We start from the raw sequence: 22,418 nt of genomic DNA, 5'->3' as shown, positions 1-22,418 counted from the left end.
ACCGGAGGGGGTGGACCGGCCGGTCAGGCTTCGGGTTTGTCGTCGCGTCCGGGGGTGCCGTATCCGCCGCGCATCTGGTCGCGTAGCGCCCCGGAGACGACTCCCGCCATCCAGGAGTTCAGTGATTGCCCGCTCTGCGCGGCGGCCTCCTCGGCGCGAGATTTCAGCTGCTCCACCAGGCGCAGGGTCACCCGGCTGATATCACCGGTCATTTCCTCGAAGCTGGGGTTGTCGTGGGCCGGAGTGCGGTGTACTTCGACGCTGGCCTCGTTTCCGTGCAGCGAGACGCGCACGGTGCGGTCGCCCAGTTCGGTGGTGACGGTTTCGGCGAGGTCGCTGAGTGCGGCGAGCAGGGCCAGCCGGGTGGAGTTCTCCACCGTATTGGCCAGTGCTTCGGCCGTGGCCTGGGTTTTCTCGTCGCCCAGGGCGGCGGTGGCCACCAGGTCGTCGCGAATGCGGGCGGTGTATCGGGTGAGATCCATGACATCATTGTGACGTCTCGTTTGATGTCGTTCAAGACCTCGAATGACATCGCCAGGGGATGGAGTGCTGTCATCGGTGGCGGTCGCGGCCCGGAACACGGATGAGGGTGTCGAGAGGGGGCAGGTGACCGGGTAGCCTTTCTGACCATGACCAACGGTGAATCGACGCCTCCGGCGCTGAGCGCGTCAGGCACGGTAGGTGTCGCGATGGTGACCCCGTTCAGCGCCGAGGGCAAGCTCGACATAGACACCGGCGTCGCCCTCGCGCACCGTCTGGTCGATCGGGGTGTCGACCTGCTCGCGATCTCCGGGACCACCGGTGAATCGCCGACCACCACCGAATCGGAGAAGGCCGATCTGCTGCGCGCCGTCGTCGACGCGGTCGGCAGCCGGGCCACCGTGATCGCCGGCGCCGGCACCTACGACACCGCGCATTCGATCGAACTGGCGCGCAATGCTCAGCGCGCGGGCGCGCACGGCCTGCTCGTCGTCACCCCTTACTATTCCCGGCCCACACAAGAGGGGCTGTTCGCGCATTTCACCGCCGTCGCCGACGCCACCGACCTACCGGTGACCCTGTACGACATCCCGCCGCGCTCGGTGGTTCCCATCGCCTCGGATACGATCCGCCGGCTCGCCGAACACCCACGCATCGTGGCGGTCAAGGATGCCAAGGGCGACCTCAACGCGGGTGCCGCGCTGATCGCGGAAACCGATCTGGCGTTCTACTCCGGCGACGATATGTTGAACCTGCCGTGGCTGGCGATGGGTGCTGTCGGGTTCATCAGCGTGATCGGACATCTGGTCCCGGAGCGGTTGCGGGAGATGGTGGACGCTTTCAACGCAGGCGATGTGGTGCGCGCCCGGGAGATCAATACGAGCCTGCTCTGGCTCAATGCGGCGATGGCCCGCCTCGGTGGGGTCGCGATGACCAAGGGCGGGCTGCGGCTGCTCGGGGTGGACGTGGGTGAACCGCGGCTTCCGCAGATCATGCCCAGCCCCGAACAGCTCGAGGATCTGGCCGCCGACCTGCGTGCCGCCGGGGTCGTCGAATGACCGGACCCGCCGCCCGCCGTCCCCGTCGTACCGCACGCCGCGAAGCCGGTGCGCCCGCTCCCGCACCGCAGGCCGAACCGGCCCCACCGGCCGCGGAAGCCGTGGAAGTCGTGGAACCCGCAGAAGCCGTCGAACCTGTCGAGCCCGCCGCCACGGAGGTCGCGCCGGCCGCCACCACCGGGGTCGTGGGATCCGCGGCTGCCGTCCCGGACAACCGCGGTCAACGGGAACGGCCGCGTCGCGGCCGCGGTAAGCAATCCGGGCGGGGCCGCGGGGACACCGCCCGTCCGGCGCCCGTTCCCGGCCCGGAAGCCGCCGCTCAGGACCGGCTCCCGCTGCCGCCGAAACTACCGCGCCACGGGCTACGGGTGTTCGCGCTCGGCGGTATCGGCGAAATCGGCCGCAATATGACCGTGTTCGAATACGGCGGCAAATTGCTGATCGTGGACTGCGGTGTGCTCTTCCCCGAGGATCAGCAGCCCGGAGTGGACCTCATCCTGCCCGATTTCCGCCCGATCGAGGACCGGATGGACGATGTGGTGGCCGTGGTGCTGACCCACGGCCACGAGGACCATATCGGCGCGGTGCCGTTCCTGCTGCGGTTGCGCCCCGATATCCCGGTGGTCGGCTCGAAGTTCACCCTCGCCCTGGTCGCCGCCAAAAGCCGGGAACACCGGCTGCACCCCCGGCTGGTGGAGGTCACCGAGGGGGAGCACACCGAGCACGGCCCGTTCGACTGCGAGTACTTCGCCGTCAACCATTCCATCCCCGATGCGTTGGCGGTGGCCATCCGGACGCCCGCCGGAACCATCCTGCACACCGGTGACATCAAGCTCGACCAGCTCCCGCTCGACGGCCGGCTCACGGATCTCGCCGGTTTCTCCCGCCTCGGCGACGAGGGCGTGGATCTGTTCCTGGTGGACTCCACCAATGCCGAGGTGCCGGGTTTCGTCACCCCCGAACGTGAGATCGGCGGTGTCCTGGACACGGTGATCGGTAAGGCGCGGAGCCGGGTGATCGTGGCATCCTTCGCCAGTCATGTGCACCGGATTCAGCAGGTGGTGGACGTCGCGCAGAAGTTCGGGCGGCGTATCTGTTTCGTGGGCCGGTCCATGGTGCGGAATATGCAGATCGCCCAGGACCTGGGCTACCTGTCGGTGCCCGACGGTATCGTGGTCGATCTCGATCAGGCCGCCACTCTCCCGCCGGACAAACTGGTGCTCATCTCCACCGGCTCGCAGGGGGAACCGTTGTCGGCGCTGTCACGGATGGCCCGCGGCGATCACCGGCAGATCCACATCCGCGCCGACGATCTGGTCGTCCTGGCGTCCTCACTGATCCCGGGCAACGAGAATTCGGTGTTCACGGTGGTCAACGGCCTGGCCCGGCTCGGCGCCACGGTGATCACCCAGCAGAATGCGAAAGTGCACGTCTCCGGGCATGCCTCGGCCGGGGAACTGCTGTACCTGTACAACGCGGTGCGGCCGACCAACGCCATGCCGGTGCACGGGGAATGGCGGCATCTGCGGGCCAACGCCGCACTGGCCGTCGCCACCGGGGTACCCGAGGATCGGGTGGTGCTGGCCGAGGACGGTGTGGTGGTGGATCTCGTCGACGGGATCGCCTCCATCGTCGGCCGGGTGCCCGTCGGGCACGTCTACGTCGACGGCCTGTCGGTCGGTGATGTCGGGGAATCGACACTGTCGGACCGTCTGGTGCTCGGCGAAGGCGGTTTCATCGCCATCACGGTGGCGGTCGACGCGACCACCGGCAAGGCGATCAGCCCGCCGGAGGTGAGCGGACGCGGATTCTCCGATGATCCCACCGCGCTGGCCGAAGCGGCCGAACTGGTGGAAGCCGAGCTGCTCCGGTTGGCCGGTGAGGGTGTCACCGAGACGCATCGCATCGCGCAGGCGGTGCGCCGGATCGTCGGCCGCTGGGTCGCCGAAACCTATCGGCGGCGTCCGATGATCGTGCCCACCGTTCTCGGCGTCTGACCGGGACCGCGCAGACGAAAACCCCCGGAAGGCTGGGCCTTCCGGGGGTTTTCCGGTATCCGGTGGATCAGGAGTCGGCCTGGCAGGCAGCCGAATCCAGCTGAGCGGATTTGACGATATTGCAGGCGAATCCGTGTGCGATCTTCCACTGATCGCCCTCGGCCACGAATTCGACCGTCGCGTTCTCCACCGGGCTGCCGCCGATGGTGACGTCGGCGTCGGCGGTCACCTTCCCGTCGGCGGGCTCGCCGACATTGGTGATCTGAACCGTGACCTCGTTCTTCTTCGCGGCCTCGACGAGCTTGTCGACCAGCTGCGGATCCTGTTCGGCGTCCTCGATCCAGTTGAGCTTCTCTTCTTCGCTCACCGAGCCGTCGAGTGCCCGGTTGATCTTGTCGTTGAGCTCTTCGGCGGTGGGTTTGGGCAGATTCGGCGCGGCGGTGGTGGTGGGCGCCTTACCCTCCTCGCGGCCGTCCTGGCTCTTACCCGACTCGAATTCGGCGGCCACCTCGGTGGTGGTGGCGGCGGAGTCGGTGGAGGTGTCCTCGGTGGAGGAGCAGGCGGTGAAGGTGAGGGCGGCGGCGGCCATCGTCACGGCGGCCACGACCCGGAACGGGCGGATTTTCACGATTTCGATTCCCCTACGGAGTTGACGGCTGGTCCGGCCTCGGCCGGGATATGTGGTCGGTACGAACTCACAGGTCGTAACCGGACGTGCAGTTCCAGTGCTCGATGTAGGCGTTGCCGGGGTTGTTGGCCAGTGCCTTGGAGCGGGCCGCTGCCCGGGTGGAGCCGGAGCCGTAGCTCAGCCAGTTGTCCGAAACCGCCAGTGCGCCGCAGCCGTTGCGCCAGGAGATCTTGGCGACGCAGTCGGCGGCGGCGCAGCTGTCCTCCGCGGCCTCTTCGGCCTCGGAGTAGCTGTCGTAGTCATAGGACCAGCCGTAATTGCCCGTCGACAGGGAGACCGCGATCGCGCCGTAGTAGCTGCCCGCACGCGCATGCGCCGGCGTCACCGAAGCGGCGAACAACGAACCGATGGTCGCCACCAGAACGGCGGCGACGGTGAGAATCTTCTTCAATGGTGTTCCCATCTGTGTATTTCGGTCCACGACCCTATGGACCGCGAATGACAAAGTACTAGAGCATCTCTGCCGTGTGGCAACCGGTTGGGTTCTCGTTACCTCCCCGATGGCCGGGTCTCGGCTAAATTCATCGTGTGAACATGGCTCAGCGTGAACGCCGTGCATTGGTCGAAACGATGAACGAGGCCGGCCCGGACGCCCCCACTCTGTGCGGTGAGTGGACGGTGCGCGAGCTCGCGGCCCACCTGGTGGTCCGGGAGCGGCGGCCCGATGCGGCGCCGGGAATCATGTTGCGTCCGTTCGCGGGATATCTCGGCCGGGTCCAGGACAAGGCCGCGACCCGCCCGTTCGCCGAGTTGCTCGACCGGATCCGCACCGGCCCGCCCTGGTGGTCACCACTGCGGCCGGTGGACGCGGTCGCCAATCTCAGCGAAATGTTCGTCCACCACGAGGATGTCCGGCGGGCGCGTCCCGGCTGGGAACCCAGGGAACTGCCCGCGGCGGATCAGCGGCGGCTGTGGTCGGTCCTGCGCCGGATGGGCAAGATGGCGTACCGGAAATCCCCGGTGCCGGTGGAATTGGCGACACCCGGCGGCGATCGGGTCCGGGTCGTCGGCGGGGAGGGACCGGCGGTCACCCTCGTCGGGCCGCCCGCCGAACTGTTGCTGCACGCCTTCGGGCGCGAGCAGGTGCGTATCGAGACGGAAGGCGATCCGGTGGCGGTCCGGCAGGTGCTGGAACTCGACCGTTCGATCTGAGCCGGAGATTCGGGCGTGACGCGGTGGCCGAGCGTCCCGCGGGCGGGCGGCGAAACGGCCCGGCGCCCGGCCACGACAGCGGTCGCCCCCGTCCGCCCGGGGTGGTACCAGTGTTGCGGATGGTCCCGGTGGGGTCGTTGCGGCTAGCCTGAGCCCATGGCAGGTAAGTCCCGCGGCACAACCACCTCTGGTGCGCGGGCGGGATCGGCTCGGGGGCGGACCACCGCGGCGCGTTCTCGTTCGGGCAGTTCGCGCCAGGCGGCCGGTACGGCACGAACCCAGGGTCCGTCCGGGAAAACCACTCGGAAGGCGGCGGCCCGCCCGGCGGCGGGTACTCGGGCCCGGCGCGGTGCGGCCCGCCGTCCTCCGGCGCCGCCGCGCTCGGATACCGCCCCGCTGGCCGTTGTCGGCCGGATGGTGGGCCGCGGCTGGAATATGACGGCTCGTGGGCTCGGCGCGACGACCCGGGCGATCGGCCGGGCCGGGGAAATCGAACACGGCCACCGCCGGGACGGGATCGCGCTGGGCCTGATCGCGTTGAGCGCGGTGATCGCGGTGGCGGTCTGGCTTTCGGCGGGAGGACCGATAGGACGCGCGGTGGAGACCGTGGTCCGCGCGATCCTCGGTTCCGCCTCCGCCCTCCTGCCTTTCGTGGCCTCCGGTATCGCCGTGGTCCTCATGCGCACCGAACCACGGCCGGATATCCGGCCGCGGTTGGTGCTGGGTGGTTTGCTGATCGGGATGCCCGTGCTCGGCCTGTGGCATATCGCCGACGGTTCTCCGGCGGATGCGGCCGGCCGGGCCGACGGTGCCGGATTCGTGGGTTTCGTCATCGGTGGTCCGGTAACCGACGGCCTCACCGCCTGGCTTTCGGTGCCCATTCTGTTGCTGGCCATGGTGTTCGGGGTGCTCCTGGTCACCGGCACCACGGTGCGGGAGGCGCCGCAGCGGTTGCGGGAGTTCTTCGGCGCTCCCGATCTCGCCGGGGCCGACTATCGGGACGGCTACGATCCGGTCGACGAGTACGAGGCCGCGGCGGATCCCCCGGCCGGGCGTTCCCGGCGCCGCGGGCGTACTCCGGCGGAGAACTATCCGGCGGAGGAATTCGCCGATCCCGGCCTGTTCGCGGAGCCGGGAGGCGAACCGCCGCTGCGTGATGCCAAACCGATCACCGCGGCTCCGGAGGCGGAGCGGCCGGCGAGCCGTAGGAAGCGCAAGCCCACCGCGGCCGCCCCGATCGACCAGACCCCGCCTCCGCCGCCGGAGCCGGAATTCGTCACCGACCGGGTCATCGAAGGTGATTACGCGTTACCGCCGATGAACCTGCTCGTGGACGGCGAACCTCCTCGGAAACGCAGCGCCGCCAATGAATCGATGATCGAGGCGATCACCGAGGTGCTGGTGCAGTTCAAGATCGATGCGGCGGTCACCGGGTTCGTCCGGGGCCCGACGGTCACCCGCTACGAGGTGGAACTCGGCCCCGGTGTGAAGGTCGAGAAGATCACGGCGCTGACCCGCAATATCGCCTATGCGGTGGCCACCGAGAACGTCCGTCTCCTCGCCCCCATCCCGGGGAAGTCCGCGGTCGGTATCGAGGTGCCCAACGCCGACCGGGAACTGGTCCGTCTCGCCGATGTGCTCAAGGCGCCCGCCACCCGTAACGATCACCATCCGCTGGTGATCGGCTTGGGCAAGAACATCGAGGGTGAGTTCGTCTCGGCGAATCTGGCCAAGATGCCGCATCTGCTGGTCGCCGGGTCCACCGGCTCCGGTAAGTCGAGTTTCGTGAACTCGATGCTGGTCTCGCTGTTGCAGCGGGCCACTCCGGACGAGGTCCGGATGATCCTGGTGGACCCGAAGATGGTGGAACTCACGCCGTACGAGGGCATCCCGCATCTGATCACCCCCATCATCACCCAGCCGAAGAAGGCCGCCGCGGCGCTGGCCTGGCTGGTGGAGGAGATGGAGCAGCGCTATCAGGACATGCAGGCGAGCAAGGTCCGCCATATCGATGATTTCAACCGCAAGGTGAAATCCGGCGCCATCACCACTGCGCTGGGCAGCGAGCGGGTGTACCGGCCGTACCCGTACATTCTGGCGATCGTCGACGAACTCGCCGATTTGATGATGACGGCCCCCCGCGATGTGGAGGACGCCATCGTCCGGATAACCCAGAAGGCGCGGGCCGCCGGTATCCATCTCGTACTGGCCACCCAGCGGCCGTCGGTGGATGTGGTCACCGGTCTGATCAAGACGAATGTGCCCTCCCGGCTGGCCTTCGCGACCTCCTCGCTCACCGATTCCCGTGTAATCCTCGATCAGCCCGGAGCGGAAAAGCTCATCGGTATGGGTGACGGCCTGTTCCTGCCGATGGGTGCCGGTAAACCGACCCGATTGCAGGGCGCGTTCATCAGTGACGAGGAGATCCACGCGGTCGTCGAGTTCACCAAGAACCAGGCCGAACCCGATTACACCGAGGGCGTCACCGCGGCCAAGGCCGGGGAGAAGAAGGATGTCGATCCGGATATCGGTGACGACCTCGATGTCTTCCTGCAGGCGGTGGAACTGGTGGTCACCTCGCAGTTCGGGTCCACCTCCATGCTCCAGCGCAAACTGCGCGTGGGGTTCGCCAAAGCGGGCCGGTTGATGGATCTCATGGAGACCCGGGGTGTGGTGGGACCGAGCGAGGGCTCCAAGGCACGTGATGTCCTGGTCAAACCGGACGAACTCGAGGGTTTGCTGTGGTCCATTCGCGGTGGTGGTGACGAGGCGGGGGAGCAGCCCGGGTAGTGACGCGCGCGGCTGGGGTCCGCTCTGCGGTCCGGGCGTATGCGAGGATATGCGACAGCCACCCTGAAATACCCGAATCGGGCATATCGGGCATTATGGGCCGCATGACTCGTACCGCTGAACGGATCGCCCTATGCAGGTAACCGCTCTCGTGTGGGGAATCACCATCGCGGTGATCCTCGGCTTGTTCGTCTTCGACTTCTTCGCCCACGTCCGTACCCCGCACGAGCCGACCTTCCGGGAATCCGCATTCTGGTCGGCCGTGTACATCGGCCTGGCCCTCGCCTTCGGCGGTTTCGTCGCCTGGAAATGGGGTGGGACGTTCTCCGGCGAGTACTACGCCGGTTTCGTCACCGAGAAAGCGCTCTCGGTGGACAACCTGTTCATATTCCTGATCATCATGTCCACCTTCGCGGTGCCCAGGATCTACCAGCAGAAGGTGCTACTGATCGGCATCGTGGTCGCCCTGGCGATGCGGGGTGTCTTCATCGCCGTGGGCGCCGCCGCGATCAGCGCGTTCAGCTGGGTCTTCTACCTCTTCGGCGCGTTCCTGGTCTACACCGCGATCAACCTCCTGAAGGAAAGCGGCCACGAGGTCGAGGAGGAACAGAAACGCGACAGCCGTATCGTCGCGCTCACCAAACGGATTTTCCCGACCACCGACACCTACGACGGCGACAAACTGGTGACCCGGATCGACGGCCGCCGGACGCTGACTCCGATGCTGCTCGCGCTGCTGGCCATCGGTTTCGCCGATCTACTGTTCGCGCTCGACTCCATCCCGGCGATCTACGGCCTCACCGAAGAGCCCTACCTCGTATTCACCGCCAACGCCTTCGCGCTGATGGGGCTGCGCCAGCTCTACTTCCTCATCGGCGGTCTGCTCGACCGGCTGGTCTACCTCTCCTACGGGCTGGCCGCGATCCTGGCCTTCATCGGCGTCAAACTCGTGCTCCACGCACTGCACGAGAACACGCTGCCGTTCATCAACGGCGGTGAGCACGTGAGTGTGCCGGAGATCTCGACCGCGCTGTCGCTGTCGGTGATCCTCGGCATCCTGGTCGTCGCGACGGTGGCCAGTCTGCTGCGCACCCGGGGCAACACCCGTCCGCGCTCCGCACCGGAATCGAAGCAATAGCGCCGACCGCGCCGGCCGGGTGGCCCCGGCCGGCGCGGCGGAAAGCGGGTCAGTCGGCGAACGCGCCGAGTACGGGCTGCCACTCCACGGCCCGCACCTCGTCGATCAGCTGTTCCCGAGCGAACGGATCTCCGCCGAGGAACTCGGTGAGCGCCGTGCTGTCCGGCGCCCGGAACAGCAGCAGAGCTCCGGAACCGTCGGGATACGGGCCGCTGCTGAGCAGCGTGCCGTCCTCGACGAGACCGGCGAGCCAGGCACGGTGTCGCGGGCGATGGGTGTCCCGAGCGGGGACGGTGGCCTCGGAATAGGTGTAGTGAACGGCGAAGATCGGCACCAGAGGACTCTAACGGGGAAGTGCCGCCGACGGGGAGGCCCGCCCGCGAGATCGCCGCTCACAGAGTGAGCAGCATCCGGGTGTTGCCGAGTGTGTTCGGTTTCACATAACTCAGGTCGAGGAATTCCGCGACACCGGTGTCGTAGGAACGGCACATCTCCGCGTACACCTCGGCGGTCACCGGGGTACCGTCGATTTCGGCGAAACCGTGCCGGGCGAAGAAGTCGACCTCGAAAGTGAGTACGAACAGCCGGTTCAACTCCAGCTCCCGGGCAACCTCGATGAGTTGTTCGACAATGAGCTTGCCCACACCGTGCCCCTTGACATCGGGCAGGACCGCCACCGTGCGCACCTCGCCGAGATCGGCCCACAGCACATGCAGCGCCCCGCAGCCCACGACCCGGCCGCCGAGCTCGGCAACCCAGAACTCCTGCACCGATTCGTACAGGTTGACGAGGTTCTTCTCCAGCAGAATGCGGCCCGCGTAGACATCGACGAGCGCCTTGATCGCCGGGACGTCGGAGGTGCGGGCCCGACGCACCCGCACCGCGGCGGTCTGCGTACCGGACGCGTCGCTGGTCGAACCGCCCGATGGTCCCCGTGAGGTCATGGGGTGCACAGTAGTCGGCCGCCCTACCGATAGTCTGAGTATGTGCCGCAGACTCCGACCTCCCGCTCGATACCGCGCGCCCGCCCCGGCGCGGCGGTGCAGAGGCGGCCATGAGCGTGCACCCCGAGGAGATGGACCGGCCTCTCGCCGCGCCCGCGCCATTGCGCCCGGGATCGGTTCCGGCGCCCGCCGAATCCGCGGTCCCGCTGCTGAACATCGCCAATATCCTCACCATGCTGCGGATCGCCCTGGTCCCGCTGTTCGTGGCCGCCCTGTTCGCCGGTGGGGGCCACGAGAGCGGCTGGCGCTTCACCGCGACCGCGCTGTTCGCCCTCGCCGCTGTCACCGATCGGTTCGACGGGCAGCTGGCCCGTAAATACGGCCTGGTCACCGAGTTCGGCAAACTGGCCGATCCCATCGCCGATAAGGCGCTCATCGGCTCCGCGCTGATCGGACTGTCGTTACTGGGCGATCTGGCGTGGTGGATGACCGTGGTCATCTGTGCCCGGGAGATCGGGGTCACCCTGTTGCGGCTCGCGGTGGTGCGACGCGGGGTGATCCCCGCCGGACGCGGTGGCAAATTGAAAACGCTGGTCCAGTCGGTGGCCATCGGTGTTCTGCTGCTGCCGCTGTCCGGTGGGTTCGCGACCGCGGGAATGGTGTTGATGTGGCTCGCGTTGTTGCTGACCGTGGCCACCGGACTGGACTATGTCGGCCAGGCCGCCCGGCTCTGGCTCGCCGGTCCCCATCGCGGCCGGGGATGACCGTGGACCACACCGGCCCACTGACCGCGGGAACCGAGGCGGCCGAGCTGGTCGCCGCGTTATGTGCGGGCGGGCAGACGGTCGCCACGGCCGAATCGCTGACCGCGGGCCTGGTCGCGGCCACCATCGCCGGGATTCCCGGGTCCAGTGCCGTGCTGCGCGGCGGGCTGGTGGTGTACGCCACCGATCTCAAACACAGTCTGGCCGGGGTCGAGGAGCAGGTGCTCGACACCGAAGGGCCGGTCGCCGCGAGTACCGCGGAACAACTCGCGGTGGGTGCGCGAACCCGCTGCGGTGCCGACTGGGGGATATCCCTCACCGGGGTCGCGGGGCCCGATCCGCAGGACGGTGTCGAAGTGGGCACGGTGTTCCTCGGGCTGGCCGGCCCGGAGCACACCGAGGTGATCCGGTTGAAACTCACCGGCGACCGGTGGAATATCAGGTTCACGGCGACACGTGCCGCGGTACAGGAACTGCTGCGGTGCGTGCGGGGCGGTTCACCCACCCGGTGAACAGTTCCGCGACCGGCCCGGGAACCTCCGGGACCGGTTCCGACGTTGTGCGAAGAGAGAACCGCGTGCGTGCCGTGGGCGACGCCTACCGGGAGAAGGAGAACTCGATGACGCTGCTGCGAGAAGCGATCGGGGACAGTCTGCGGCGTGCGCGCCTCGCCCAGAGCCGGACCCTGCGCGAAGTATCCACCTCGGCGCGGGTGAGTCTGGGTTATCTGTCCGAAGTCGAACGGGGCCGCAAGGAGGCTTCCAGCGAACTGCTGGCCGCCATCTGCGAGGCCCTCGATGTGCCGCTGTCCCGGGTGTTGTGGGATGTGAGCACGACCATCGCCGCCGAGAGCGCGTCTCCGGCCCCGGCCGGATCCGCGACCGCGGAGGAGGTGGCCGCCGCACCCGCTGCCGGATCCGCCGCGGAGGCCGGCGAGCCCGCTACCGCGGGGGCGTCGATGTCGGCGGCCCGGCCGCAGGTGGACGGCGATACCCGGATCGTCATCCCGGCGCCCACCAATGGGCCGTTGATCCTGGTGGAAGCCGCCTGACCGGTCATAGCCGGGGTATACCCGATCGTGACAATGCGCGTGTTACGCGGGACCGGATAGATTCGTAGTAGGCGTACTTCCACGTCCGTTCCGGCCGTGCGCTTCTGTGTCGGCGCGGACCGTCCGCGGCGAGACGCGGCGTCGTTCGGTGGCCGGTACCGGGCGCCGCATGGTGGAGGATAGGCATATACGAGTGCGTGACGGTCGCGCACTCCGAGCCGCCCAGGCGGCACAGCAGATGGAGGCGGGATCAACCGATGGCTAATCCGTTCACGAAGGCCTGGAAATACCTGATGGCCCTCTTCGACTCCAAGATCGAAGAGCACGCGGATCCGAAGGTCCAGATTCAGCAAGCTATCGAAGAAGCTCAGCGGCAGCACCAGGCCCTGTCCCAGCAGGCCGCCTCGGTGATCGGTAACCAGCGCCAACTGGAGATGAAACTCAACCGTCAGCTCGACGAGGTCGAAAAGCTCAACGCCAACGCGCGGCAGGCCGTCGTCCTGGCCGACCAGGCGAATGCCGCCGGTGATACCGAGAAGGCCATCCAGTACACCAACGCCGCGGAAGCCTTCGCGGCGCAGTTGGTGACGGCCGAACAGGCGGTGGAAGATCTCAAGGTTCTCCACGACCAGTCGCTGCAGGCCGCCGCACAGGCCAAGAAGGCGGTCGAACAGAACGCCATGCTGCTCCAGCAGAAGGTCGCCGAACGCACCAAACTGCTCAGCCAGCTCGAACAGGCCAAGATGCAGGAGCAGGTGAGTGCCTCCCTGCAGCAGATGGACAGCACCCTGTCCGCTCCCGGCAGTGTGCCCAGCCTGGATGCGGTGCGGGAGAAGATCGAACGCCGCTACGCCACCGCGCTCGGTTCGGCCGAACTGGCCCAGAACACGGTCCAGGGCCGGATGCTGGAGGTACAGCAGGCCAGCGTGCAGATGGCCGGTCACAGCCGACTCGAGCAGATCCGCGCCTCCATGCGCGGGGACGCGCTGCCCGCGGGCAACACCAACCCGGCGATCGAATCCGGGCGGGCCACGGGTGAGCCGGCGCAGTCGCAGCCCCAGATGAACAAAGGTCAGACCGCGCAGCAGTAGCGGTTCGAGATTTCGGCGAGGAACAACAGGATGAAATCTGATCGGCCCCGATTCCCCAGCGGGACCCGGGATCTCACCCGCGCCTGGCCGGAATTGCAGCCCCAGGCCGCCTACGTCGCCGAAACCCTGCGGGAGGCCGGAGGGAACGCCCTGGTCGCGGTCCGCCGCTGGGCGGACCCGCGCGAACGGGAACTCCGCAGGCGCCGCCGGTCCCGCCGCCGCAGTATCGGCCTGGGTACGGCATCGGGGCTCACCACCGCGGGAACACTCGGTCTGGTCGTCCTGTCGGCGCCCGCCTGGGCGGTGGTGGTACTGGGCGGAGGTGCGGTCGCACTGATCACCGGTGCCGCGCTGAGCACCCGACGTTATCTCCGGCTACGTCGCGCCCCGCTGCCGCCGGCGGGCTATATCCCCCGCAAACTGCCCGCCGCCCGATCCGCCGCGCGGCCGGCCATGACCCGTCTGGCCCGTGCCGAACGGGCTCTGCACGAGGTGGCCGCGCAGATCGCCCGCTCACACCGCCTCCCTCAGGACGAACTCGAGGATATGGTCGCCACGGCCGCCTCCGGGGCGGCCGCGCTGACCGCCCTCGCGGCCGATATCGCCGCCATGGAAGCAGCCGCGCGCACCCTCGGTGGTGGGGCGGCCGAATTCGCCGGAAGCGCCGAGGCGCATCGGCTGCGCGAAACCCTCCGGTCCGTCGTGGCCCGGCTCGATACCGGTGTCGCCGAATACGAGCAGGTGGTGGCCGCGGCCACCCGGGTCCTCGCGGTGGACGAAACGGGCGCGTTGCGCCATCGATTCGACGGTGTCGTCGCCGATCTCCGCCATGCCGCCGACCGGATGGACGGCTGGGCCCAGGCGCTCACCGAACTGGCCGATCGGCATCCCGAGAACCTGCTGCCCCCGGCCGCCGCCACCGGCGCACCGTGGCCTGCGGCCACGGAACCGGTCCGTCCCTGATCTCAGGGTCAACCCTGATCTTCCCCCGGATATCGCCTTTCACCTGGTGATTTCTCCGCACCGCGCTGCCATGCTCGAAGCAGGAGACAACCGCTGGGAGGCATAATGTTCTGGAAGATCATCGGTGTGGTGGCCGTGGTGTGGATCGCGCTGTCGGTGATCGGCGCACTGATCGAGGGGTTGTTCCCTATCCTGGTGATCAGCGCCGTCGTCTTCGGTCTGTACCTGCTCTACAAGGCCATCTCGGGATCGAACGAGAACAAGATCACCAAAGTCTGAGCCGTGTTCGTTCGCGGCGCCTGCGGCGGCGTGGGGCCGGGGTATCGGCGGGGCGCTTTCGCGGGCGGGACATACGGTCCCGTCTTTCCGCTCGTGGTTCTTTCCGGCCGTGCCACCATGGTCGGATGACGACCGTGCAGCATCTTCCCGAGGACTGGCAGCGTGCCGTGGTGATCGTCGCCCACCCCGACGATATCGAGTACGGGGTGGCCGCGGCCGTGGCGCGATGGACCGCTCAGGGCAAGGATGTCCGATATGTGCTGGCGACCTCGGGGGAGGCGGGGATCGCCGGTATGCCGCCCGCCGGGGCCGGGCCCTTACGGGAGGCCGAGGAACGTGCCTCGGCGGCCGTCGTGGGGGTGCGTGAGGTGGAGTTCCTCGGCTATCCGGACGGGCGGATCGAAGAGGGGCCGGGTCTACGGCGTGATCTCGCGGCCGCCATCCGCCGGCACCGGCCGGAGTTGGTGGTGCTCGGATATTTCGGGCCCACCTGGGCGCCGGGGATCGTCAACAGCGCCGATCACCGTGCGGTGGGCCGGGCCGGCCTGGATGCGGTATCGGATGCGGGCAACGAATGGATATTTCCCGAGATAGCCGATCTCGCGCCGTGGACCGCGCGCTGGGCGGCGGTGGCCGTGCCCGCCGGTGCCACCCATGCCGTGGACGTCACCTCCGTGATCGACGTGGCCGAGGCGTCGCTGGCCGAACACCGCCGGTACCTGGAGGTATTGAGCCCCGAACCCGTGACGGAACAGGTGCGGGCCGTGGTAGCCATGACGACCGCGCCCCTCGACGGGTTCGCCGCCGAACGGGCGGTCGGCTTCGAACTCTTCACGTTCGCCGGGTGAGCGCAGCCGGACCGCACGGCCGGTGACCCCGAGACGGGGTTCCGGCGGTATGGCAGGCTGGGCGGATGCGAGTAGCCGTCGTCGCCGGCCCCGATCCGGGTCATGCGTTTCCCGCTATCGCGCTCTGCCTGCGTCTGCTGGACGCGGGTGACGAACCCGTACTCTTCACGGGGCCACGCTGGTTCGACGCCGCCCGCGCCGCCGGGATCGGGGTGCGCCGCCTGAAAGGCCTGGCGCCCCGGCCGATCGACGACGACGCCGACGCCGGTGCCCGGATCCATCAACGGGCGGCCCATATTTCGACCGAGATCCTGCCCGAGCTCGGGGCCATGCTGCCGGAACTGGTGGTCTCCGATGTGCTCACCGCGGGCGGCGGTATGGCCGCCGAACGCCTGCGGGTGCCGTGGGTGGAGTTGTCGCCGCATCCGCTGTATCTCCCGTCGAAAGGGTTGCCGCCCATCGGAAGTGGGCTCGCCCCGGGTAGCGGGATAAGGGGGCGGGCCCGGGATACGGTACTGCGGGCCCTGACCGCCCGTGCCCTGCGCACCGGGCAACGGCAGCGTGAAATGGCCAGGGTCGGTGTGGGTCTGCCGCCCACCGATCCGGGGCCGGCCGCCCGGCTGATCGCCACCCTGCCCGCACTGGAGATGCCGCGCCCGGATTGGCCCGAAGAAGCCGAATTGGTCGGCCCGCTGCTGTGGGAGCCCACCGACCGGCGGCTGGAACCGCCGCCGGGTGATGGGCCGTTGGTGGTCGTGGCGCCGTCGACCGCGCACACCGGAGTCCCGGGTATGGCGGAGACGGTTCTGGCCGCTCTCGACGGGACCGGTGTCCGGGTGGCGATCTCCATGCTGGACGAGCCGCCCCGGCCGCTGCCGGAGTGGGCGACCGCCGGGCTCGGCCGCCAAGACGAACTGCTCACCCACGCCGATGTGGTGGTCGGCGGCGGTGGGCACGGGCTACTCGCGAAATCGCTGTCCGCAGGGGTTCCGTTGGTCACGGTCCCCGGCGGTGGCGATCAGTGGGAGCTGGCCAATCGCGCGGCTCGGCAGGGGGTCGCACTGCTGGTCCGTCCGCTCACCGCCGAGGCGGTACGCGCGGCTGTGCTCCGAGTACTGGCCGAACCGGGATTCGCCGCGGCGGCCCGGGCGGCGGCCGCCGGGGCCACCGCGGTGGCCGACCCGGTGCGTATCTGCCACCGGGTGCTCGCTTCCGTGCGGGCGCACTGACCCGCCCGTACCCGGCCGAGTATCTTGTGCACGGTGCGGTTGACGGAATTCCAGGAACTTTTGCACACCGAATTCGGCGTGACCCGCGGGGACACTCTGCTCAACGATCACGTCATCCTCGCGCTGGACGGCCGGACCGGTGCCGCGGCGATCGAGGCCGGAGTGGACCCCCGGGAGGTGTGGCGCGCGCTCTGTGCCGAATTCGACGTTCCGCGTTCCCGCTGGTGACGGTGATTTCACCGGGGCCCGGCCGGAGAAGGCCGAGGGGGCGGAACGGGCCGGGGCGAACGCGCGACGCGCGGAGACGTCGCTTGACTCGAACATCTGTTCGTCTAGGCTGAGCTCCGGAACTTGTCGGTGCCGCCCTCTACTGTGGGCGCCAACCACACCACCTACCGACCACCCGGTGAAAAGGGGAGACACGATGGCACCACAACCCTACGACCGCGACAAGGCACTCGAACTCGCGCTCGCGCAGGTCGAGAAGAGTTTCGGCAAGGGGGCGGTGATGCGGCTCGGGGAAGAGGCCCGTCAGCCGGTCTCGGTGATCCCCACCGGTTCCATCGCCCTCGACGTCGCCCTGGGAATCGGCGGTTTGCCCCGCGGCCGGATCGTGGAGATCTACGGCCCGGAATCCTCCGGTAAGACCACCGTCGCCCTGCACGCGGTGGCCAACGCTCAGGCCGCCGGCGGCGTCGCCGCCTTCATCGATGCCGAGCACGCGCTCGATCCCGATTACGCGCGCAAGCTCGGCGTCGATACCGACGCGCTGCTCGTCTCCCAGCCCGATACCGGTGAGCAGGCCCTGGAAATCGCCGATATGCTCGTCCGCTCCGGCGCCATCGATATCATCGTCATCGACTCGGTCGCCGCGCTGGTACCCCGGGCCGAGATCGAAGGCGAAATGGGCGACAGCCATGTCGGTCTGCAGGCGCGGCTGATGAGTCAGGCCCTGCGCAAGATGACCAGCGCCCTGAACAATTCGGGGACCACCGCGATCTTCATCAACCAGCTGCGGGAAAAGATCGGTGTCATGTTCGGTTCCCCCGAAACGACCACGGGTGGAAAGGCGTTGAAGTTCTACGCGTCCGTACGTCTCGATGTGCGCCGGATCGAAACCCTGAAGGACGGCAGCGACGCGGTGGGTAACCGTACGCGCGTGAAAGTCGTGAAGAACAAGGTCTCGCCGCCCTTCAAACAGGCCGAGTTCGACATTCTGTACGGTCACGGCATTTCGAAGGAGGGCTCGCTGATCGATATGGGTGTGGAACACGGATTCATTCGTAAATCCGGTTCCTGGTACACCTACGAGGGCGATCAGCTCGGCCAGGGCAAGGAGAACGCCCGGAAATTCCTGCTGGAGAACACCGATATCCGGGACGAGGTCGAGAAGAAGATCAAGGAGAAGCTGGGTATCGGCGCGGATGTGACCGCAACGGAAGAGGCCCCGGCCGATTTCTGATCAGATGCACGATGCGCCGCGCTCCGGCGGATCCGATCCGGTGGCACAGATGCGGCGCCGCCTCGATGAGCTCCTGGCGGCCGGTGGTGGGACCACCGGACCCGCCCGGGGTTTCCGGCCGGACGAGTCCGATCCGCAGCGGGCTCGTCCGGCCGGTTCCGGCACTCCGGCGCCCGGCCGGCCGCCTCGCGGTACCGCTTCCCATTCCCCCGGCGACGATCCGGGCGGGACGGTCGAGCAGGCGAAAGAGGTATGCCTGCGCCTGCTTGCCGTACGGGCACGCAGCCGGGCCGAGCTCGCGCGCCGGTTGTCCGCGAAGGGTTTTCCCGCCGATACAGCCGATACGGCTCTCGACCGGCTCGCCGAGGTGGGGCTGATCGACGATGCCGATTTCGCGCGGGAATGGGTGCGGCAGCGACACGGATTCTCCGGTAAGGGCCGTCAGGCACTGGCCCAGGAATTGCGGCGCAAGGGTGTCGCAGCGGAGGATGCCGCGCCCGCACTGGACGCTGTCACCACGGAGGACGAATACGACCGCGCCACCGTACTGGTGCGCCGTAAGCTGCGCACCCTGCCCGCCGGCCTGGAACGGGAGAAGGCGATGCGCCGGCTGGTCGGTATGCTCGCGCGTCGCGGATACGGTCACGAGGTGGCGTACGCGGTGGTCAAAGCCGAATGGGCGGCCACCGGCCGGGACGCCGGTGCTGCGGAGGAAGCCCCACCGTCCGACTGAGCGGACCGGGGCTGCGGGGCGCCGCGGTGGGTACGGCAGGCGCACTCGGTCCGGGGCGGGCACGGCCCCGGAGCGCCGGCTCCGGGGCAACCCTGGGCCAGGGGGCCCTGTTACTTGCTCAGATCCACACCCGGTGCGGCGTCGGTGATCACCGAATCCGCTGCCACGACCGCGGCGCCGCGGGTGCGGCGTCCGGATCGCAGCCGCTTCTCCAGCAGGGTGGCGACCGTGGAGAGCAGCACGTTCAGCACGATCATGATGAGCGCCACGACGACCAGGGCCGCAATGGTGTTCGATTCCGCGGCGCCGAGCTGCTGGGCGCTGCGCACGACCTCCTCATAGGTGATCACATAGCCGAGTGCCGAATCCTTCAGCGCGACCACCATCTGCGAAACCAGGGCGGGCAGCATGGCGGTGATCGCCTGCGGGAGCAGGATCAGTCGCATCAACTGGCCCTTGCGCAGGCCGAGCGCGGCACCGGCCTCGGACTGCCCCCGGGGCAGCGAGAGAATTCCGGCGCGGACGATTTCCGCGATGACCGAGCCGTTGTAGATGGTCAGCGCGGTCACCACGGCGCCCAGCGCCAGGTACTCGGAATCGAACAGGTCGTACTCGGAGTACAGGGCGAACAGGAAGATCATCAGGATCAGCACCGGGATGGCCCGGGCGATCTCGACGACGGTACCGGCGGTCCAGCGCACCCAGCGGTGGTCGGAGAGCCGTGCGATCCCGAAGATCATGCCGAGGACGAGCGCGAACACGATGGACAGCAGCGCGGCGACGATCGTGCCCCGCAGCCCGGGCAGGATGTAGGTACTCCATACCGCACCGTCCAGGAACGGCTCCCATTTCTCGGCCGTCAGTTGACCTTTACCGGCGAATCCGATGAGCACGTAGAAGGCTACGACGATTACCGCCGCGAGGACGAGCAGAGACAGGAGGATATTGCGGATCTGGGCGATGGGCCCCGGAGCGTCGTAGAGGACGGTTGCTTTGCGGCTCATCGGGCCACCTCGAATCGTTTGGCCAGATATCCGAAGAGCAGGCCGGCCGGCAGCGTCAGGATCACGAATCCGAGCGTGAAGACGAGGCCGATGGTCAGTAGTGCCGCTTCGGTTTCGATCATGTTCTTCATCAGGAAGGAGGCCTCGGCGACACTGATCGCGGAGGCGACCGTGGTGTTCTTGGTCAATGCGATGAACACACTGCCCAGCGGTGCGATCACCGACCGGAACGCCTGCGGTAGCACGATGATCCGCAGATTCTGCAGGAAACTCAGCCCCAGCGAACGCCCCGCCTCCGATTGCCCCAGCGGGACGGTGTTGATACCGGCGCGCAGCGATTCACAGACGAAAGCCGCCGTGTACACACTCAATCCGATGACCGCCCAGCGGAAATTGTTGTCGGCCAGCGAGGTGGGCCCCTGCGAGGCCAGGCTCAAGCCGAGCGTCGAGTACAGGCCGAGCGAACAGAACACCAGGATGAGGGTGAGCGGGGTGTTGCGGAAAATCGTCACATAGGCGGTGCCGACCCAGCGGGCGACCGGTACCGGTGAGACCCGCATTCCGGCGACGAGGGTGCCCAGCACCAGCGACCCGAGCGCCGACAACACGGTCAGTTTGATGGTCATCCAGAATGCTTCGAGCAGCTGGGTGTCGTATTCAGAGATCAAATCGAACACGGTGGTTGCGCGCCTCCGATCGGCGGGATTGGCCGGAACCGGGTGGCCGGGCCGTACTCGGCCCGGCCACCCGGTTCAGTGGGTCAGTACCGGTCCACCTGCGGTGCCGCCGGGGTGGCGTAGCTCGCGGCCCGCCCGACCGACTCCTGGAACGCGGTCTCCCAGGCGCCCGAGCCGATCATTTCCTCGATGGCGTCGTTGATCTTGTCGCGGGTTTCCCGGTCGCCCTTCTTGAGGCCGATCCCGTAGTTCTCGGTGGTGAACTTCTCGCCGACGACCTTGTATTTGCCGGGCGACTGCGAGGCGTAACCGGCCAGGATGATGTCGTCGGTGGTCACCGCCGCCACCGCGCCGCTGTTCAGGCCCTCGAGGCACAGCGAGTAGGTGTCGTAGGTCTGCAGCTGGGTCTGCGGGTACTGCTTCTGGATGTTCTGCGCGGGTGTCGAGCCGGTCACCGAGCACACCGTCTTCCCGGCGAGGCTTTCCGGACCGGTGATCTCGTTGTTGTCGGCACGGACCAGCAAGCTCTGGCCCGCCACGTAGTAGGGGCCGGCGAAATCGACCTTCTCCTTGCGGGAATCGGTGATCGAGTAGGTGGCGACGACGAAATCGACCTGGCCGTTCTCGATCAGGGTCTCCCGTTGTGCGGAAGGGGCTTCCTTGAAGGTGATGCCGTCCGGCTGCACGCCGAGTTTCGCGGCCACGTATTCGGCGACCTCGACATCGAAGCCGCTGTAGGTGCCGTCGGTATTACGCAGACCGAGACCGGGCTGATCGTATTTGATGCCGATGGTGAGTTTGCCCTCCTGGGCGTTCTCCAGCGCGGTTTTGTCGCTGCCGCCGCCACAGGCCGCCGTGGTGGCGGCGGTCACGGCCACCGCGACCGCACCGACCGCAAGGCGGAGTGCTCGGTTGATCCTCATCGGTTTCCTTCCCTCATCTCACGATGGCGTTGTGCCATCGCACTGTGCCTGCGCCCCGTAGCGAGCGGGGCGAGCTCTCAGTGGCTCAGGATCTTGCCCAGGAAGTCCTTGGCACGGTCGGACTTCGGGGCGCTGAAGAACGTTTCCGGGTCGGTGTCCTCCACCACTCGGCCGTCGGCCATGAACAGGACCCGGTCGCCGGCCCGGCGGGCGAATCCCATTTCGTGGGTGACCACCAGCATGGTCATCCCCTCTTTGGCCAGCGAGACCATCACGTCGAGGACTTCGTTCACCATTTCCGGGTCGAGGGCCGAGGTCGGCTCGTCGAACAGCATCACCTTCGGGTTCATGGCCAATGCCCGGGCTATCGCCACGCGCTGCTGCTGGCCACCGGACAACTGCGCCGGGTACTTATCGGCCTGGTCGGCGATACCGACACGTTTCAGCAGCTCCAGGGCCCGCGCGCGGGCATCGTCCTTCTTCGCTTTGCGCACCTTCAGCGGCGCCAGCATGACGTTTTCCATGATCGTCTTGTGCGCGAAGAGATTGAACGACTGGAACACCATCCCGACATCCGCGCGCAGCGCCGCCAGGGCGCGTCCCTCGGCGGGCAGGGGCACGCCGTCGACTCTGATCTCTCCGGAATCGATCGGCTCGAGGCGGTTGATGGTGCGGCACAGTGTCGACTTGCCGGAACCGGAGGGTCCGAGCACGATCACGACCTGCCCGCGAGGCACTTCGAGGTTGATATCGCGCAGTACGTGCAGTGCACCGAAGTGCTTGTCGACAGCGCGTAGGGCGAGCATCGGCGGGGCGGCGCTATTGCCGGCCCTACCGGGCGCGTCGGCGTCGGTGGCGTCGGTCATAACCATGACCTTAAGCGGAATTTCCGATTCCGCGAGGCTTTCTGTGGCACACCTCCGGCGCCATACCGTGGGGAAATTCGGCTTTAACCCGAAGGTAATCCTCCGTAATCCCTTCGCTCGGCGGAGATTTGCTTGCGCCGGGCGGAGCGGGAGGATAACGCGAATTTCCCGGCGATCGGACCGCACCGGCGAACCGACCGTTAGGTACGTCACACCCCGGGTGGCTCCGGGGCGGCCTCCGCCGCGTGGGGTGGATCTGCTGCGGAGCGGTGAGACGGCGG

25 protein-coding genes are annotated in these 22,418 nt (G+C 67.8%); 16 read left to right on the top strand and 9 right to left on the bottom strand.

The genetic code is table 11. The features are described from left to right. Positions 1-23 precede the first annotated feature (23 nt). Positions 24-482 (bottom strand): hypothetical protein, encoded by a 459-nt coding sequence (locus tag ACYR7D_RS26185; RefSeq protein WP_459547170.1) that lies wholly within the window; start codon positions 480-482, stop codon positions 24-26. Positions 483-629: 147 nt separating this feature from the next. Between ACYR7D_RS26185 and dapA the strand changes: the two genes are divergently transcribed. Both dapA and ACYR7D_RS26175 read left to right on the top strand, forming a co-directional pair. Next, complete coding sequence (gene dapA, locus ACYR7D_RS26180) at positions 630-1,538, top strand: 4-hydroxy-tetrahydrodipicolinate synthase (RefSeq protein WP_459547169.1); 909 nt, start codon at positions 630-632, stop codon at positions 1,536-1,538. Further along, on the top strand, positions 1,535-3,535 hold the full coding sequence (locus ACYR7D_RS26175) for a ribonuclease J (protein ID WP_459547168.1): 2,001 nt from the start codon (positions 1,535-1,537) through the stop codon (positions 3,533-3,535). Before dapA ends, ACYR7D_RS26175 begins: the two co-directional genes overlap by 4 nt. Before the next feature lie 67 nt (positions 3,536-3,602). Here the strand turns inward: ACYR7D_RS26175 and ACYR7D_RS26170 are convergent, their stop codons facing one another. Further along, a complete protein-coding gene (locus ACYR7D_RS26170) occupies positions 3,603-4,163 on the bottom strand; it encodes a hypothetical protein (protein WP_459547167.1) in 561 nt (186 codons plus the stop codon). Positions 4,164-4,230: 67 nt separating this feature from the next. Next, the gene (locus ACYR7D_RS26165; RefSeq protein WP_459547166.1) at positions 4,231-4,626 is read right to left on the bottom strand and encodes a DUF4189 domain-containing protein; all 396 of its coding nucleotides are present in this window, start codon (positions 4,624-4,626) and stop codon (positions 4,231-4,233) included. 125 nt (positions 4,627-4,751) lie between these two features. Here ACYR7D_RS26165 and ACYR7D_RS26160 point away from each other — a divergent pair, with 125 nt between their 5' ends. From ACYR7D_RS26160 to ACYR7D_RS26150, 3 genes are all read left to right on the top strand, one after another. Further along, positions 4,752-5,375, top strand: coding sequence for a TIGR03085 family metal-binding protein (locus ACYR7D_RS26160; protein ID WP_459547165.1), 624 nt, complete (start codon positions 4,752-4,754; stop codon positions 5,373-5,375). 156 nt (positions 5,376-5,531) lie between these two features. Next, positions 5,532-8,165 carry a DNA translocase FtsK gene (locus ACYR7D_RS26155; protein WP_459547164.1) on the top strand — a complete coding sequence of 878 codons (2,634 nt, stop codon included), beginning with the start codon at positions 5,532-5,534 and terminating at the stop codon, positions 8,163-8,165. Between the two features lie 133 nt (positions 8,166-8,298). Beyond that, positions 8,299-9,303 (top strand): TerC family protein, encoded by a 1,005-nt coding sequence (locus ACYR7D_RS26150; protein WP_459547163.1) that lies wholly within the window; start codon positions 8,299-8,301, stop codon positions 9,301-9,303. Between the two features lie 49 nt (positions 9,304-9,352). On the opposite strand, the gene ACYR7D_RS26145 is transcribed toward ACYR7D_RS26150, so the two are convergent. Further along, positions 9,353-9,637, bottom strand: coding sequence for a YciI family protein (locus ACYR7D_RS26145; RefSeq protein ID WP_459547162.1), 285 nt, complete (start codon positions 9,635-9,637; stop codon positions 9,353-9,355). A gap of 58 nt (positions 9,638-9,695) precedes the next feature. Further along, entirely contained in the window at positions 9,696-10,247 is a 552-nt protein-coding gene (locus ACYR7D_RS26140) for an amino-acid N-acetyltransferase (protein ID WP_459547161.1), read from the bottom strand. Positions 10,248-10,357: 110 nt separating this feature from the next. Between ACYR7D_RS26140 and pgsA the strand changes: the two genes are divergently transcribed. From pgsA to recX, 11 genes are all read left to right on the top strand, one after another. Continuing rightward, on the top strand, positions 10,358-11,011 hold the full coding sequence (gene pgsA, locus ACYR7D_RS26135) for a CDP-diacylglycerol--glycerol-3-phosphate 3-phosphatidyltransferase (RefSeq protein WP_459547160.1): 654 nt from the start codon (positions 10,358-10,360) through the stop codon (positions 11,009-11,011). Further along, entirely contained in the window at positions 11,008-11,523 is a 516-nt protein-coding gene (locus ACYR7D_RS26130; RefSeq protein ID WP_459547159.1) for a CinA family protein, read from the top strand. The genes pgsA and ACYR7D_RS26130 overlap by 4 nt, the downstream gene beginning before the upstream one ends. A 107-nt stretch (positions 11,524-11,630) precedes the next feature. Then, positions 11,631-12,062 (top strand): helix-turn-helix domain-containing protein, encoded by a 432-nt coding sequence (locus ACYR7D_RS26125; RefSeq protein WP_459550299.1) that lies wholly within the window; start codon positions 11,631-11,633, stop codon positions 12,060-12,062. A 257-nt stretch (positions 12,063-12,319) separates the two neighbouring features. Next, positions 12,320-13,153, top strand: a complete 834-nt coding sequence (locus ACYR7D_RS26120) for a PspA/IM30 family protein (RefSeq protein ID WP_459547158.1) — start codon at positions 12,320-12,322, stop codon at positions 13,151-13,153. 30 nt (positions 13,154-13,183) lie between these two features. Continuing rightward, a complete protein-coding gene (gene pspM / locus ACYR7D_RS26115) occupies positions 13,184-14,116 on the top strand; it encodes a phage shock envelope stress response protein PspM (protein WP_459547157.1) in 933 nt (310 codons plus the stop codon). 105 nt (positions 14,117-14,221) lie between these two features. Further along, complete coding sequence (locus ACYR7D_RS26110) at positions 14,222-14,395, top strand: hypothetical protein (protein WP_459547156.1); 174 nt, start codon at positions 14,222-14,224, stop codon at positions 14,393-14,395. Between the two features lie 134 nt (positions 14,396-14,529). Beyond that, positions 14,530-15,243: a PIG-L deacetylase family protein gene (locus tag ACYR7D_RS26105; RefSeq protein ID WP_459550298.1), complete on the top strand. Its 714-nt coding sequence runs from the start codon at positions 14,530-14,532 to the stop codon at positions 15,241-15,243. 65 nt (positions 15,244-15,308) lie between these two features. Continuing rightward, positions 15,309-16,472 carry a glycosyltransferase gene (locus tag ACYR7D_RS26100; RefSeq protein ID WP_459547155.1) on the top strand — a complete coding sequence of 388 codons (1,164 nt, stop codon included), beginning with the start codon at positions 15,309-15,311 and terminating at the stop codon, positions 16,470-16,472. A gap of 33 nt (positions 16,473-16,505) precedes the next feature. Further along, entirely contained in the window at positions 16,506-16,700 is a 195-nt protein-coding gene (locus tag ACYR7D_RS26095; RefSeq protein WP_459547154.1) for a DUF3046 domain-containing protein, read from the top strand. 196 nt (positions 16,701-16,896) lie between these two features. Continuing rightward, positions 16,897-17,934: a recombinase RecA gene (recA, locus tag ACYR7D_RS26090; RefSeq protein WP_459547153.1), complete on the top strand. Its 1,038-nt coding sequence runs from the start codon at positions 16,897-16,899 to the stop codon at positions 17,932-17,934. Between the two features lie 73 nt (positions 17,935-18,007). Beyond that, a complete protein-coding gene (gene recX, locus ACYR7D_RS26085; RefSeq protein WP_459550297.1) occupies positions 18,008-18,667 on the top strand; it encodes a recombination regulator RecX in 660 nt (219 codons plus the stop codon). Between the two features lie 110 nt (positions 18,668-18,777). Here recX and ACYR7D_RS26080 read toward each other — a convergent pair whose 3' ends face one another. From ACYR7D_RS26080 to ACYR7D_RS26065, 4 genes are all read right to left on the bottom strand, one after another. Then, positions 18,778-19,671, bottom strand: a complete 894-nt coding sequence (locus ACYR7D_RS26080; RefSeq protein WP_459547152.1) for an amino acid ABC transporter permease — start codon at positions 19,669-19,671, stop codon at positions 18,778-18,780. Then, a complete protein-coding gene (locus ACYR7D_RS26075; protein WP_459547151.1) occupies positions 19,668-20,348 on the bottom strand; it encodes an amino acid ABC transporter permease in 681 nt (226 codons plus the stop codon). The genes ACYR7D_RS26080 and ACYR7D_RS26075 overlap by 4 nt, the downstream gene beginning before the upstream one ends. A gap of 83 nt (positions 20,349-20,431) precedes the next feature. Next, positions 20,432-21,271 (bottom strand): glutamate ABC transporter substrate-binding protein, encoded by an 840-nt coding sequence (locus tag ACYR7D_RS26070; RefSeq protein WP_459547150.1) that lies wholly within the window; start codon positions 21,269-21,271, stop codon positions 20,432-20,434. 77 nt (positions 21,272-21,348) lie between these two features. Then, the gene (locus ACYR7D_RS26065; RefSeq protein ID WP_459550296.1) at positions 21,349-22,077 is read right to left on the bottom strand and encodes an amino acid ABC transporter ATP-binding protein; all 729 of its coding nucleotides are present in this window, start codon (positions 22,075-22,077) and stop codon (positions 21,349-21,351) included. Positions 22,078-22,418: the final 341 nt, after the last annotated feature.

This window comes from Nocardia sp. X0981 (assembly GCF_977089955.1).
The sequence above is the reverse complement of the archived record's forward strand: the minus strand, read 5'-3'. Positions and strand labels throughout refer to the sequence as shown.